Source organism: Nocardiopsis sp. FIRDI 009, assembly GCF_003386285.1.
GTDB lineage: Bacteria > Actinomycetota > Actinomycetes > Streptosporangiales > Streptosporangiaceae > Nocardiopsis.
In genome coordinates this window covers 263,673-277,757 of the sequence record NZ_QPNC01000006.1, presented here as the reverse complement: position 1 = coordinate 277,757, position 14,085 = coordinate 263,673, and the positions used below count along the sequence as shown (strand labels likewise).

The window sequence follows — 14,085 nt, the reverse complement described above, 5'->3', positions numbered from 1 at the left end:
GGGTACCACCATGGCGCTTGAGCGTCCGGAGATCGACATGCCCGACGGCCCGCCGCCCGCGGAGCTGGAGATCACCGACATCACGATCGGTGAGGGCGAGCAGGCCGGGCACGGCAGCAACGTCGACGTCCACTACGTCGGCGTCGCCCACTCCACCGGCGAGGAGTTCGACGCCAGCTGGAACCGCGGCCAGACGCTGGGCTTCAGGCTCGGCTCCGGCCGGGTCATCCCCGGCTGGGAGCAGGGGGTGCTGGGCATGCGCGTGGGCGGCCGCCGCAAGCTGGTCATCCCGCCGCACCTGGCCTACGGCTCCAGCGGCGTGGGCCCCATCAAGCCGAACGAGACGCTGATCTTCGTCGTCGACCTGGTCGGCGTCAAGTAGGGGGCCGACCTCGGGGCGCCGTGCTCGCAGGGCGCCCGGACACGGCGACGGGGCCCGGGGCGCGCGGAAGGCGCGCCCCGGGCCCCGTCTTCGTTCCCGCGTCCTACCCGAGGGTTGCGCCCACCGTCACGTGGCCCTTGAGCAGGTCGCGGGCGATGGTGCGGCGCTGGATCTCGTCGGTTCCCTCGAAGATGCGCAGCAGCCGCAGGTCCCGGTACCAGCGTTCGATCGGCAGTTCGCGCGTGTAGCCCATCCCGCCGTGGATCTGCATGACGCGGTCGACGATCTCGTTGGCCTTGACCCCGCCGAAGAGCTTGGCGATGGACTGGGCGTGCCGGGAGTCGCGGCCCACCGAGACCTGCCAGGCGGCGTGCAGGACCAGCAGGCGCAGCGCCTCGATCTCCGTCTGGGAGTCGGCGATCATCCACTGGATCGCCTGTCTGTCGGCGATCGGCGCGCCGAAGGTCTCCCGGGTCTTGGCGTACTCGATCGCCATACCGAGCAGTCGTTCGCAGCCGCCCAGGGCACGGGCGGGCAGCAGGTAGCGGCCCTTGCCGATCCACTGCATGGCCAGCGCGAAGCCCTGGCCCTCCTCGCCGAGGATGTTCTCGTGCGGCACGCGCACGTCCTGGAGGATCAGGGCGGCGGGGCGGCGCTCGCCCATGGTGTCGATGGGCTCGGAGGTCCACCCCATCTCGCGGTCGACGAGGAAGCAGGTCACCCCGCCGTTGGCCCCCAACGTAGGGTCGGTGACGGCGAAGACCATCGCGAAGTCGGCCTCGTTGCCGCCGGTGATGAAGGTCTTCTCGCCGTTGAGCACCCAGGTGTCGCCGTCGCGGACGGCCCGGGTGCGGATCGCCTTGGCGTCCGAACCGGCTCCGGGTTCGGTGATGGCGAAGCAGGACCTGCGCTCGCCCTCGATCGTGGGCAGCAGATAGCGCTTCTTCTGCTCGTCGTTGGCGTGGTAGAGGATGTTGTCGGCCTCGCCGCCGAACCGGAACGAGACGAACGACCGGCCCAGCTCGATCTCGATGATCGCGGCCGTGATCGGGTCGAGGCCCATCCCGCCGTACTCCACCGGGGTCTCCACACCCCAGAAGTCGGACTTGCGGGCGAGCGCGCGCAGCCCGTCGCGCTCCTCGGCGGTGAGGCCCGGCGTGTGGCCCGCGCGTTCGCGCCGCAGCACCTCGTTCTCCAGGGGGATGAGTTCGCGCTCCACGAAGGTCCGCACCCAGTCGCGGACGGCGCGCTGTTCTTCACTCAGCGAGAAGTCGATCACGGCCTGCTCCCAATAACCTAACGGCGTTCGGTTATGTGAGCGTACGGCCTCCCCCGCCCGGTGTGCAAGGGGTCGGGCGGTCCCGGTCGCCGTCCGGACGTGCGATGATCGGGCCGAGGTGGCCGGACGGTCCGCCGCGAGAACCGAGAAGGGGAGCAGTCCGTGGCCCGACCCAAGACGCCGATCCTGAGCAGGCAGGCCATCCGAGCCGCCGCCCTGGAGCTGATCGACAGGGAGGGGCTGGACGGTCTGTCCATGCGCAAACTCGCCCAGGAGCTCGACGTGCAGGCGGCGTCCCTGTACAGCCACTACCGCACCAAGGAGGAGCTGCTCGGCGAGGTGGCCGACGAGGTGACCTCGCGGGTCGACGTCTCCGGCTTCGAGAAGGAGGACTGGCGCGCGGCCGTCGCGGCGTGGGCCCGTTCCTACCGGGCCGCGCTGGCCGCGCATCCCAACCTGGTGCCGGTGATCGCCGCCGGTCCCGGGCGCCGTGAGGACGCGCTGCGCCGGGCGGACGCGGTCCACGGCGGTCTCGTGCGCGCGGGGTGGCCGCCGAGGTACGCCACGATGATCGGCGCCTCGACCAAGTACCTCGTGGTGGGCGCGGCCACGCAGTCCTTCGCGCGCGGCTTCGACGACGACGTGCGCGTCTACCGCGACCGCTACCCCAACCTGTCGCAGGCGCACCGGCTGCCGGACCACGCGGCCGAGATCGACGAGGCGAGCTTCGAGCTGGCGCTGTCGGCCTTCCTCGACGGCCTCACCCCCCTCTACGAACGGGTGTGCTCGCAGTCCTAGCGGGCGGCCGCCGCCAGGGCCCGGGCCACCCGCTCAGCGTCCTCACCCCGGGGCAGGGGTAGACCCGAGGCCAGTCGGGCCATGATCATCCCCGACAACAGGTCGGCGACCACCAGGGCGTTCCTCGTGTCGGGCAGTTCGCCGCGCGCCACGGCCCGGCCCAGCACCTCGGTCACCAGTTCCAGGCGCCGGCCGAGGGTCGTGCGCAGTATCACCTCGCCCTCCTGGTTCCGGAAGGTCGCGGCGAGGGCGTGCCGGGCAAGCGCCTCGGTCCCGGGCTGTGAGAACACCCGGAACACCGTCGTCGCGACCGCGACCATGTCGCTGTCCAGCGAACCCGTGTCGGGGACCTCGACGCGGTCGATCGTGACGCTCTCCGCCGCGGCCAGCACGAGTTCCTGCTTGGTGGCGTAGCGCCGGAAGACGCTCGTGCGGCCGACCCCGGCGCGTGCGGCCACCTCGTCGAAGGTCAGGTCGAATCCGCGTTCGACCAGCAGTTCCGCCGCGGCGTCGAGGATCGCCGCGTCCACGGCCGGGTCGGGGCGGCGACCGCCGCGACTTCCACTCATGGGTTCCCACCTCCGGGGGTTGACTCTGATTCAGGTACTCGTAGTATCGGTACTTAAGATACCGGAACTCACAGTACCGGATATTGTCCGTCCGGTGCCGCACCCTCCGAAGGAGCACGTCATGAGCGTCATCGTCGTCGGAGCCGGCCCCACCGGGCTCATGCTCGCCGGAGACCTGGCCGAGGCCGGGACGGACGTGAGGATCCTGGAGCGCCGCTCCCATGAGTCCAACCTGACCCGGGCCTTCGCCGTCCACGCCCGCTCCCTGGAACTGCTGGAGGCGCGCGGCATCGCCGACGAACTCGTCGAACAGGGCTTCACCGTTCCCGAACTGCGCGCCAGCTTCGGCACGCGCGGCTTCTCCGTCGACCTCGGCCGCCTCGACAGCCGCCACCCCTACGTCCTCATGGTCCAACAGGCCCGGACGGAGACCCTGCTGCGCCGCAGGGCCGAGCGGCTGGGCGTCCCCATCGTCCGGGGCGCCGAGGTCACCGGCCTCACCCAGGACGGGGACGGGGTCGTCCTCACCGTCCGCACCGCCGAGGGCGAACACACCGAGCGCGCCGACCACGCCGTGGGCGCAGACGGAGCCCACAGCGCGGTCCGCGGCCTCCTCGGGGTCCCCTTCGTCGGCCGCAGCTATCAGACGCACATCATGATCGCCGACGTCCGCCTGGAGAACGACCTCCCCAACGCGATCAACCCCTTCGTCGCCGCTGACGGCTTCGCGCTCCTGCCCCCCTTCGGCGACGGCTGGTTCCGCGCCGTGGTGTGGGACCGCACCCGTGAGGAGACGCCCCTCGCCGAGCCCGTGACCGAGGAGGAGCTGAACGCCTCCCTCGACCGCCTCACCCGGGGCCGGGTCCGCGTCGCCGAGACGCGCTGGTCCACCCGTTTCCTCAGCGAGCGCCGCCAGGCCGAGCACTACCGCGTCGGCCGTGTCCTGCTCGCGGGGGACGCCGCGCACGTCCACTCGCCGATCGGCGGCATGGGCATGAACACCGGACTCCAGGACGCCGCCAACCTGGGCTGGAAGCTGGCGGGGGTCGAAGCGGGCTGGGCGCCCTCCTGGCTCCTCGACTCCTACGAGGCCGAACGCCACCCCGTCGGCCGCGCGACCCTGCGCCTGACCGACACGATCACCCGCATGGTCGTCGCCTCCGGCCCGGTGCGCGCCCTGCGCCCCTACGTGGTGCCCCGACTGGTCGCCAACGAGCGGGTGTCCCGCGCCGTGCTGGGGATGATGTCCGGGATCGGGTTCTCCTACGACCCGCCCGACTCCCTGGTCGGCTCCCCGGGCGCGGGGGAGCGGGTCCCCGACCTGGACCTGCGGGTCGACGGTGCGCCCACACGGCTGTACGCGCTGATGGACGCGGTGCGCTTCACCCTGGTCGACACCTCGCCGGACGGTGCCGCCGCCACCGCCGCCGAGCCCTGGCGCGCGCGGGTCCGCCCGGTGCGGGCCGGGGGAACGCTGCCGCACGGCGCCGACGTCCTGCTGGTCCGCCCCGACGGCCACACCGCCTGGAGCGGCCGGGCCGCCGACGCCGGAGACCTCCCCCGGGTGCTCACCGAGTGGGCCGGGACGGCGCCCGCCGTCCGCTGACGGCGGTTCCCGTGACCGTCCGAACGCGCCTTCGCGGCCGGGTGCCCGTTCATACGCGGGCCGACAGCCGCCAGAACGCCACCCCCTGGCCGACCACGAGCCCCAGCGTCGCCACCGCGTACCCGGCCCACAGCAGGGTGAGCCCGCCCAGCTCGGCGAGCGGGACCGCGGCCAGGGCCAGCAGGCCATAGCAGACCCCGAACGAGTACAGGGACGGCAGCGTGTTCCGGAGCCCCATCAGACCCATACCGGGCTGCGACTGCGCGGCGTCGCACACCGTCACGACGAACAGCACCGGCAGCAGCGCGGCCACCCCGGACCGCACCTGGGGGTCGGCGGTGAGCAGCCCCACCACCGGAGCCGACGCGACCCAGACCGCCGCCGTGCTCACCACCACGACCGGCAGCGACACCAGGTAACCCGCCGCCACCGAGCGCCGCACCCCCGTCCGGTCGCCCCGCCCCGCGGCCCTGGCCGTGAACGGGACCGAGGTCTGACCGGCGGCCACGGCGGGCAGGAAGGCGAACGAGGCGATGACGACCAGCAGCTGGTGGGTGGCCGCGTCCGCGGTGGTGGTCCGGGCCATGGCCATTGCCAGCACGCTCAGCGTCCCGAACTTGACGAGCAGGGTCGATCCCGTGGGCAGGCCCACCCGCGCGATCGCCCAGACACCGGACCACCGGGGCGCGCCGCGCCAGACCGGGACCCGTCGCAGGACGGTGCGCCGACGGACGACGTACACCGACAGCGGTACCGTGAGAGCGCCGTCGACGAGCAGCGCCACCGCCGCCCCGGTCAGCCCCAGTTCCGGCGCGGGACCGACACCGAGGATCAGGGCCGGGGTGAGCACGACCGACAGACCCGTGCTCACCAGACTCAGGGCCAGGACGCTCCGGCCGCGCCCCAACCCGATGAGCAGCACGGTCATCGACGACTTCACCGCCGCCAGCACCACCCACGCGCCGATGAGGAGCGGATAGGCGCCCAACGCCGTCAGCGTGGGCTCCGCGACGCCGAGCGGCCCGGCCCACAGCGGCACCGACGCCACGAGCGCGCCGCCCAGGAACCCCAGGAGCACGGCCAGCAGGGCGCTGTGCCGCACGACCTCCACGAGCGCTCCGGGGTCGGTCTCGTGCTCGGCGACGAAGGGCATCGACCCGCGCAGGGCGCCCTGCACCACCATGAGCACGGGGTTGAGGACGGCGACGACCAGCGCGTGCGCGGCCAGATCGGCGGTGCCGACGTTGCCGAGGACCCCGGCGGTGACCATGCCTCCGACCATCGTGGCCAGCATCGACAGGTACAACGGCCCGGCCTTGCCCGCGATGGTGCGCGCCAGGCGGCCGACGGGTTCGGCGGGCGCGCCCCCGGCGGGGCCGTCACCGGCGGGCGCGTCCGGTCCGGTGGTCCGGGAGCCGGGTGCGGGGGTGGGGGGATCGGCCGGTCTCCCGGGCATGGGTTCCCTTCGACGGTGCTCCGTGGCGGGGTCGGGACAGACGGTAGCAGTCGGCCCCGGACACGCGACCGTCGCGGGCGAGGGGGATCCGCGCCCGGCCGGTTGGTAGCGTGAACGCGGACACGTGCCGCGCGAACGCGCGGGGAACCGCGGTCGTCACTGGAGGGCGTCATGGCCGAGAAGCGTGTGATCTGGTCCAAGAAGCTTCCCGAGGTGTACGGCAAACTCGACGAGGTCGACAAGGTCGTCGGCGAGCACCTCGACACCACTCTCCTGGAGCTGCTGAAACTGCGCTCCTCGATGCTCAACGGCTGCGCGTTCTGCGTCGACCTGCACACCCGGCGGGCGCTGGATGCGGGTGAGACCCAGCAGCGCCTCTTCCAGGTGTCCACCTGGCACGAGGCGGGGGAGGTGTTCACCGACGCCGAACGCGCGGTGCTGGCGCTCACCGACGAGATGACCCGCATGGGCGAGGGCGGGGTGTCCGACGCGACCTACGCCGCCGTCGCTGAACACTTCTCCGACGAGCAGGTGGCCGCGCTGATGACGGCCATCGCCATGATCAACCTCTACAACCGGCTCGCGGTCACCAGCGGACTGCACCCGCGCAGGCGCTGAGCCGCGGCCGCCCGGCCCCGCCGCCAGGCGCGCGGCGCCGGGTGGCCGCAGGGTTCGGTCGTGACCCCCTTTCCGGAGGGAGGCGGAGGGGTCACAGTGGGACCGACGCAGTCGGTTCCCCTCCTGGCCCCGGCCAGGACGAACTCCGGGAGTGCGGTATGACCTCCGACGTTTCCGTCGACCGTGACACCACCGACCACACGATCTGCTCCCTCCTCCAGCGCAACGCCGACGACCGTTCCGACCTGCCCGCCCTGTCCTGGCGCGACCCCGACTCCCTCGAGTGGTCCACGCTCACCTGGTCCGGGGTCCGTCAGCGGGTGGCCGACCTCGCCGGGCGGTTGGCGGCCCTCGGGGTCGAACCCGGCGACCACGCTCTCCTCATGATGGGCAACCGCCCCGAGCACTGGCTCTGCGACCTCGCCCTGGTCCATCTCGGAGCCGTCACCACGACCGTCTACGGCACCTCCGCCCCCGCCCAGGTCGCCTACATCGCACGGCACAGCCGGGCCCGCCTCGCCGTGGTCGGCGACGCCGCCACCGCCGAACTCTGGGAGGACCTCCTGCGCGCGGACGACGTCCCGCTCGAACGGCTCGTCGTCGTGGACGGCGCCGATCCCGCCCGGGGCCACACCGACCTGGCGGACACGGCCGCCGAGCCGGGGGAGGGCGCGGCCCGACACTGGCGCGACCTGACCCCCGACCACCTCCTGACCGTCATGTACACCTCCGGGACCACCGGCGACCCCAAGGGCGTCGCCGTGACCCATCGCGACGTCCTCAGCAACGCCGTGGCGCTGGACGCGGTCACCGAGGTGCCCGAGCGCGCCGCGCACGTCTGCTACCTGCCGCTCGCCCACATCGCCGAGCGCATGCTCGGCCTGTACCTGCCCCTGGTACGCGCGTCGCACGTGTGGATGTGCGAGGACCCGGCGGCCCTGACCGACGTCCTCAGGCACGTGCGGCCACCGCAGTTCTTCGGGGTCCCGCGCGTGTGGGAGAAACTGGCCTCCGCGCTCCGGGCGGACCTGGCCCGGCTGCCGGGGGACCGGCGCGCCGCCGTGGACCGGGCGCGGGCCGTGGCCGCCGAGTACGCCGCCCACCGCGAACGCGGCGGAGGCGTCCCCGCCGACCTGGGCGAGCGGTTCGAGCGGGAGCGCGCACGCGTCCTGGAGCCGATCCTGGCCCGTGTGGGCCTCGACCGCGTCACGTGGGCCTCCTGCGCCTCGGCGCCGATGCCCGTCGAGGTCCTGCGGTTCTGGGCCGGGTTCGGCGTGTGCGTCATGGACGCGTGGGGGCTGACCGAGACCTCGGGGGTGGCCACCGTGAACAGTCCGCGCACCGGCTTCCGGACGGGGTCGGCGGGCCGTCCGATCCCCGGGACACGGGTCCGGATCGGCGACGACGGGGAGGTGTTCGTCCGGGGGGCCTCCCTCTTCCAGGGCTACCTGGGCGCGGACGGCTCGGTGGCGCCCGCCGCGGACGCGCGGGGGTGGTTCGCCACCGGCGACGTCGGACGCGTCGACGAGGAGGGGTTCCTGTGGATCACCGGCCGCAAGAAGGAACTCATCATCACCTCCGGCGGCAAGAACGTGTCGCCCGCCCTGGTGGAGGGCGCGCTCAAGGAGCATCCGCTGGTCGGGCAGGCCCTCGCCCACGGTGACCGCCGTCCCTACCTGGTCGCCCTGCTCGTCCTGGACCCGGAGACCGCGCCGGTGTGGGCCGCCGAGCACGGAATCGACACCGGCGGCGACGTGCGTGCCCTGGCCGAGCACCCGGCCGTGGTCGCGGAGGTGGGGCGCGCGGTCGAGGCCGCCAACGCGCGGCTCAGCCGCCCGGAGCGGGTCCGGCGCCACGCGCTGCTGGCGCGGGAGTGGGGGCCGCGGACCGGGGAACTGACGCCGACGCTCAAGCTTCGCCGCGGGGTGGTGGTCGAGCGCTACGGCGACGTTCTGGACCGTCTCTACGAGGACTGAGGGGGCGGTCCGGACGGTCCGGACACGGGAACGTCCCCGCCCGGGATGGTCGGGCGGGGACGCTGTCTCGGTGGTGACGGCGCCGGATTCCGGCGCGCGACGGTCAGCCGGTCGTCTGTTCGCGTCCGCTGGACCGTTCGGTCGACCCCTGCGCGCTCTTCGCGCCGCGCGGCGCCTCGTGGGCCGCCTGGTAGCCGCTGCGGTAGGCGGCCTCCCTCCGGTCGGGCTCCGTCTCCTCGGTCGAGGGCCATCCGGCGGTCATGCCGTAGATCACCAGGACGTTGACGGCGATCGCGACGAGTGACCACAGCGGCATGGCCACGAGGAAGGCCATCTGGGCGACGATGTTGATCGCGGCGAGGACGACGCCGAACACCCGGGCCCAGGTGCTGCCCGACAGCACGGCCAGACCCGCGATGACGAGGACGGCGCCCCACAGACCCAGGAGCGCGCCCCAGGCTCCGTACTCCCATACGAGCATCCCGGTCTCCGTCACCGCGTAGAAGCCGGGTGTCACGAGCGCGACCACGCCCTGCACGATGTTGATGGCGCCGATGACGATCATGAGTGTCGCGACGAAGAACTGCCAGCCGTTGGCGGGTGGTGTCCGCATGGCGTGCTCCTAACCGGCCGTCCGGGCGGACCGAGGTCGGACTCCGGGTACGGCTCCACGGGTGTCACGGACGTGTGCGCTGGTACGCATACCGCCCGTTCATCATCCGCCAGGGTCGGTCACCGGGAGCCCAGCGTCGGTTCCGGATCCGGCAAAGCCCGCCAGCCGGAGGGGGACGTCCCGCGCGGCGGGCGATCCGACGCCCGGCCGGGCACCGGATCGCGAGCCCGGTCCCTCAGGGCCGGGAGGCCGACGCGAAGGCGTCCGCCCCCGTGAGTTCGGCCGACCACGCCCACAGCCGTTCGGCCTGCTCGGGGTCGACGGCGTAGGAGCGCACCCCGGGGCGCGCGTCGTCGGTTCCCGCGGGCACGGCGATGTCGCAGTCCTCGCAGTACACCCCGCCCATCCCCGAGAGCCGGGGCGACGTGGCGGCCCAGACCTGGGTGGCGGCGCCCTGCTCGGGGGTCTTGAACGACGGGTTGGCCAGGTTGCCGTCCTCGTCGATCCACCCGTTGGCGACCATCTCCTCCTTGGCCATGTGCCGCTGCAGCGGGGTGAGGATCGCGCCCGGGTGCAGGGAGAAGGCCCGGACCCCGAAGGCGGCGCCCAGCCGGTCGAGATGGACGGCGAAGAGCACGTTGGCCGTCTTGGCCTGCCCGTAGGCCAGCCAGCGGTCGTAGCCGCCCTCGAACCACGGGTCGTCCCAGCGGATCGGCGAGTTGTGGTGTCCGACCGAGGAGACCGACACGACCCGGGCGCCGCCGTCGGCGAGGGCGGGCCACAGCCGGTTGGTGAGGGCGAAGTGCCCCAGGTGGTTGGTGGCGAACTGGTACTCCCAACCGGGCCCCGCCGTCCACCGGGGGCAGGCCATGACCCCGGCGTTGTTGACGAGGAGGTCGATCGTGCGGCCGGTGTCCAGGAGGCGGTCGGCGAAGGCGCGCACACTGTCCAGGTCGGACAGGTCGAGGGTGTCGACCACCACGCCCCCGATCCCCGCCAGCTCCCGCTCGGCGGTCTGCGGGCGCCGCGCCGGAACCACCACCCGGGCGCCCGCACCGGCCAGCGCCCGGGTCGTCTCCAGCCCGATCCCCGAGTATCCGCCGGTCACCACCGCCGTCCGACCGGTGAGGTCGATCCCCTCCAGCACCTCCCGCGCGGTGCTGCGTGCGCCGAACCCGGAACCGATCGTCTGCTGCGGTGTCGTCATGCCCCGAACCCTAGAACCTGGAGCGCACTCCAGGTCAAGCGTGTCCCACCCCCCTTTTCTTGACCGATCATTCTCGAAAGGGCTAGTGTCGTGGACATGGCGAGAACCAAGGAGTTCGATCCGGACGCCGTGCTGCGCAAGGCCGTGGACCTGTTCCGGCGCAAGGGGTACGAGGCGACCTCGATGGCCGACCTCGTCGAGCACCTGGGCATCAGCAGGGCCAGTCTGTACTCCACCTTCGGGGGCAAGCGCGAGCTGTACGTGCGGGCCCACGACCGGTACGTGGCGGAGGGGGTCGACTTCGTCGGCCTGCTCTCCCAGCCCGGGCCGGTCCTCCCGGCCGTCCGCTCGATCGTGGAGCACTACGCCGAGGAGGCCGTCGCCGACCGTGACGGCTGCCTCGTGGTCAACTCCGCGGTGGAGATGGCGCCGTGCGACCCCGCGGTCGGGCGCCGGGTCGAGGCCAACTGGAACCTCGTGGAGACCGCGCTGGCCTCGGCCCTGACGCGGGCGCGGGCCCAGGGGGAGCTGTCCGAGGACCGGGACCCCCGTGCCCTGGCGCGGTTCCTGCTGGTCCTGCTCCAGGGGATGCGCGTGGTCGGGCGGGGCGCCGAGGACCCCGCCAGGATCCGCGACGCGGCCCGGGAGGCGCTGGCCGCTCTGGACTGAGCGGTGCCCGCCCTTCCCGGGCGTTCTCATGCCCAAATTCAAGAACGATCATTCTAAAAAATGTCCCCTTCCGGCTTCGTCAGAGCGCGCCGGAGGGACCGACCCGAGGAGCCCCACGTGACCGCACGCTTCACCGACCGCACCGTCCTCGTCGTGGGCGGGGGGAGCGGCATCGGCCGGGCCACCGCCCGCGCCTTCGCCCGCGAGGGCGCCACCGTCGTGGTCGCCGGAACCACCGAGGCGACCCTGTCCGAGACCGTCGCGCTGATCACGGAGGACGGGGGACGGGCCGACCTCGTCCGCGCCGACGTCACGTGTGAGGAGGAGGTCGAGCGCATGGTCGCGACCGTCGTGGAGCGCCACGGCGGGCTCGACGTCGCGCACAACAACGCCGGCGTCTTCGGCCAGGCCGCCCCGGTCGCCGATCTGGACCCGGACACGTGGCGGCGCGTCATGGACGTCAACGTCACCGGCGTGTTCCTCGCCATGCGGCGCGAGATCACCCACATGCGCGCGCACGGCGGCGGCGTGATCGTCAACACCTCCTCCAACATCGGCGCCCACCAGAGACTGGCCGGGCTGGCCGCCTACGGGGCCTCCAAGGCCGCCCTGAGCCACCTGACCCGCACCGCGGCGCTCGACCACATCGGCGACGGCGTCCGGATCAACGCCGTCAGCCCCGGCCCCGTGGACGCACCGATGTCCCTGCTCCCGGGGGAGAGCGCGGAGCAGCGCCAAGCCCGGATCGCTCCGTCCGTTCCCGCCGGGCGGATCGGTGGCCTGGACGAGGTCAGCTCCGCCGTGCTCTGGCTCGCCTCGGACGAGGCGGGCTTCACGGTCGGTCACGACCTGGTGCTGGACGGGGGCATCACGGCCTGAGCCCCGGCCGGAAGGGCGCCGCACGTGACAGGACCGGCCGCGGTCCTGCAGAGTCGGTCCGGCGCCCTCCCGGGCCGCCGCACGCGACCCGGGAGGGCCACGGCGTAGCATCGTCTCCGCACGAGAAACGCCGAAACCGGCGCTGACCTGGCGTTCTGACCCAGGTGGAGGACGGAACACCCCAATGCACAAGGACAATCGCGCCCTGGGCGCCGACGGCTGCGTCACCAAGCCGTTTGGGACGAGGACGAGCCGTTCGTCCGGGTCGGGGCGCCCGCGTCACCTCACCGCCGACCCCGGGCCGGGGGGTCGGCCCCTCCCGGTCGCGGCGGAGCGGGGCGCCCTCGGCGCCGAGGAGGACCGGTGCGGAGGCCGGGAGTGATCACGAGAGGTCAGGGGCGCGTGGGATCGCGGCTGTCCCGGCTGCGACTGAGGGCGAGAAGCCGGGCCGACCGCGCCCTCCGAGGGCTGTCGGGATGGGCGAAGCCGCCCCAGTTGACGGCCGGGGCGTTCGCCTCGGTGATCCTGGTCGGCACGGCCCTACTGATGCTGCCCGCCGCCACGGAGACGGGGGAGGCCACCCCGTTCGTCGCGGCGCTGTTCACCGCGACCTCGGCGGTGTGCGTGACCGGCCTGGTCGTCGTGGACACCCCGGTGTACTGGTCCACGTTCGGTGAAGTGGTGATCCTGGCGCTGATCCAGGTCGGCGGCTTCGGCATCATGACGCTGGCCACGGTGCTGACCCTGGTGGTCGGCCGCAAGCTGGGGCTGCGCATGGCCGTGCGCGCCGGGTCGGAGGCCAAGGCCCTGACCCTGGGGGACGTGCGCCAGTTGGTGACGGGCATCCTCCTGGTGACGGTCGTGGTCGAGTCGATCCTCGCGGCGATCCTCTCGCTGCGCTGGTGGCTCGCCTACGGGGAGTCCGTGGGCCACGCCCTCTACCTCGGGGTGTTCCACTCGGTCTCGGCCTTCAACAACGCCGGGTTCGCCCTGTTCTCCGACAGCCTCGAAGGCTACGTGACCGACCCGTGGATCAGCGTTCCGGTGGCGCTCGCGGTCATCGCGGGCGGCCTGGGCTTTCCCGTGTGGGTGGAGCTGTGGCGGTTCTCCCGCAGGCGGCGCACGGCCTACCACTGGTCCCTGCACGCCAGGATCACCCTGACCACCACCGCCGTCCTGCTCGCGGTCGCCTTCGTCGCCTTCCTCACCCTGGAGTGGAGCAACCCGGCGACCATGGGCGGGCTCGACCTGCGGGGCAAGGTGCTCTCGGCGTTCTTCCAGGCGGTGATGCCGCGCACGGCCGGGTTCAACAGTCTCCCGTTCGGGGAGATGAATACCTCGACCCTGCTCGTCACCGACATCCTGATGTTCGTCGGCGGCGGCAGCGCCGGGACCGCCGGGGGTATCAAGGTGACCACCTTCGCGCTGCTGGCCTTCGTGATCTACGCCAACGTGCGCGGCGAGCCGAGCGTCCACGTGGCCGGCCGCCGCCTGGCCTCGGGGGTCGCCTCCCAGGCCATGACAGTGGCGCTGCTCGCCGTCGGCCTGGTCATGGCCTCGACCCTGGCCCTGATGGTGATGACCCCGTTCACGTTGGACCAGATCCTGTTCGAGGTGACCTCGGCCTTCGGCACGGTCGGCCTGTCGACCGGCATCACCGGCCAACTGACGGCGCCGGGGGAGGTGCTCATCGTGTTCCTCATGTTCGTGGGCAGGACCGGACCGATCACCCTGGCGTCGGCGCTCGCGCTGCGGCGTCGGGCGCGCCGCTACGAACTCCCCGAGGAACGCCCGATCGTCGGTTAGCCGGTGCCGTCCGCGGTGGTCCCCGGGGGGCGAGCGGATCCGTCGACCCCCTGCCCTCCGGTCGGGATGTGCGTCCCGGTGCGGTCCCAGGCCGGGCCGGGAGGAGACACGCGTCCGGTGAGCGACCACATCCCCGGGGCCACCGCGGCCCACGAGGAGCTCATGCCCTGGAGGGCGCCCAAGCGGTCCTGACAGGGGCCCGGCCGGGCGGTGTGTCGGCGCCGTCC

The 14,085-nt window shown here is 72.9% G+C and carries 14 protein-coding genes; 9 read left to right on the top strand and 5 right to left on the bottom strand.

Annotation, left to right across the window (positions count from 1 at the left end):
* Window positions 1–10 precede the first annotated feature (10 nt).
* Complete coding sequence (locus DVR05_RS04570; protein WP_116244535.1) at window positions 11–382, top strand: FKBP-type peptidyl-prolyl cis-trans isomerase; 372 nt, start codon at window positions 11–13, stop codon at window positions 380–382.
* 103 nt (window positions 383–485) lie between these two features.
* Here the strand turns inward: DVR05_RS04570 and DVR05_RS04565 are convergent, their stop codons facing one another.
* A complete protein-coding gene (locus DVR05_RS04565) occupies window positions 486–1,661 on the bottom strand; it encodes an acyl-CoA dehydrogenase family protein (protein WP_116244534.1) in 1,176 nt (391 codons plus the stop codon).
* A gap of 162 nt (window positions 1,662–1,823) precedes the next feature.
* Here DVR05_RS04565 and DVR05_RS04560 point away from each other — a divergent pair, with 162 nt between their 5' ends.
* Window positions 1,824–2,459, top strand: coding sequence for a TetR/AcrR family transcriptional regulator (locus DVR05_RS04560; protein ID WP_116244533.1), 636 nt, complete (start codon window positions 1,824–1,826; stop codon window positions 2,457–2,459).
* On the opposite strand, the gene DVR05_RS04555 is transcribed toward DVR05_RS04560, so the two are convergent.
* Window positions 2,456–3,028 (bottom strand): TetR/AcrR family transcriptional regulator, encoded by a 573-nt coding sequence (locus DVR05_RS04555; protein ID WP_116244532.1) that lies wholly within the window; start codon window positions 3,026–3,028, stop codon window positions 2,456–2,458. The two genes, DVR05_RS04560 and DVR05_RS04555, sit on opposite strands and share 4 nt — an antisense overlap.
* A gap of 121 nt (window positions 3,029–3,149) precedes the next feature.
* On the opposite strand from DVR05_RS04555, the gene DVR05_RS04550 reads away from it, so the two are divergent.
* On the top strand, window positions 3,150–4,634 hold the full coding sequence (locus tag DVR05_RS04550; RefSeq protein ID WP_116244531.1) for an FAD-dependent oxidoreductase: 1,485 nt from the start codon (window positions 3,150–3,152) through the stop codon (window positions 4,632–4,634).
* 49 nt (window positions 4,635–4,683) lie between these two features.
* Here the strand turns inward: DVR05_RS04550 and DVR05_RS04545 are convergent, their stop codons facing one another.
* Window positions 4,684–6,090 (bottom strand): MATE family efflux transporter, encoded by a 1,407-nt coding sequence (locus DVR05_RS04545; protein ID WP_116244530.1) that lies wholly within the window; start codon window positions 6,088–6,090, stop codon window positions 4,684–4,686.
* A 171-nt stretch (window positions 6,091–6,261) separates the two neighbouring features.
* Between DVR05_RS04545 and DVR05_RS04540 the strand changes: the two genes are divergently transcribed.
* Both DVR05_RS04540 and DVR05_RS04535 read left to right on the top strand, forming a co-directional pair.
* A complete protein-coding gene (locus tag DVR05_RS04540) occupies window positions 6,262–6,708 on the top strand; it encodes a carboxymuconolactone decarboxylase family protein (RefSeq protein ID WP_116244529.1) in 447 nt (148 codons plus the stop codon).
* 158 nt (window positions 6,709–6,866) lie between these two features.
* Window positions 6,867–8,684 (top strand): long-chain fatty acid--CoA ligase, encoded by a 1,818-nt coding sequence (locus tag DVR05_RS04535; RefSeq protein ID WP_116244528.1) that lies wholly within the window; start codon window positions 6,867–6,869, stop codon window positions 8,682–8,684.
* Between the two features lie 103 nt (window positions 8,685–8,787).
* On the opposite strand, the gene DVR05_RS04530 is transcribed toward DVR05_RS04535, so the two are convergent.
* Both DVR05_RS04530 and DVR05_RS04525 read right to left on the bottom strand, forming a co-directional pair.
* Window positions 8,788–9,297 carry a hypothetical protein gene (locus DVR05_RS04530; RefSeq protein ID WP_116244527.1) on the bottom strand — a complete coding sequence of 170 codons (510 nt, stop codon included), beginning with the start codon at window positions 9,295–9,297 and terminating at the stop codon, window positions 8,788–8,790.
* A gap of 235 nt (window positions 9,298–9,532) precedes the next feature.
* Complete coding sequence (locus DVR05_RS04525) at window positions 9,533–10,504, bottom strand: SDR family NAD(P)-dependent oxidoreductase (protein ID WP_116244526.1); 972 nt, start codon at window positions 10,502–10,504, stop codon at window positions 9,533–9,535.
* Window positions 10,505–10,600: 96 nt separating this feature from the next.
* Between DVR05_RS04525 and DVR05_RS04520 the strand changes: the two genes are divergently transcribed.
* The 4 genes from DVR05_RS04520 to DVR05_RS04505 all read left to right on the top strand — a co-directional run bounded on the left by DVR05_RS04520 (window position 10,601) and on the right by DVR05_RS04505 (window position 13,858).
* On the top strand, window positions 10,601–11,173 hold the full coding sequence (locus DVR05_RS04520) for a TetR/AcrR family transcriptional regulator (RefSeq protein ID WP_116244569.1): 573 nt from the start codon (window positions 10,601–10,603) through the stop codon (window positions 11,171–11,173).
* 117 nt (window positions 11,174–11,290) lie between these two features.
* Window positions 11,291–12,052 carry an SDR family NAD(P)-dependent oxidoreductase gene (locus DVR05_RS04515; RefSeq protein WP_198659038.1) on the top strand — a complete coding sequence of 254 codons (762 nt, stop codon included), beginning with the start codon at window positions 11,291–11,293 and terminating at the stop codon, window positions 12,050–12,052.
* Between the two features lie 184 nt (window positions 12,053–12,236).
* A complete protein-coding gene (locus DVR05_RS04510) occupies window positions 12,237–12,434 on the top strand; it encodes a hypothetical protein (protein ID WP_116244524.1) in 198 nt (65 codons plus the stop codon).
* 164 nt (window positions 12,435–12,598) lie between these two features.
* Window positions 12,599–13,858, top strand: coding sequence for a potassium transporter TrkG (locus DVR05_RS04505; RefSeq protein WP_116244568.1), 1,260 nt, complete (start codon window positions 12,599–12,601; stop codon window positions 13,856–13,858).
* The last annotated feature ends 227 nt before the right edge of the window (window positions 13,859–14,085 follow it).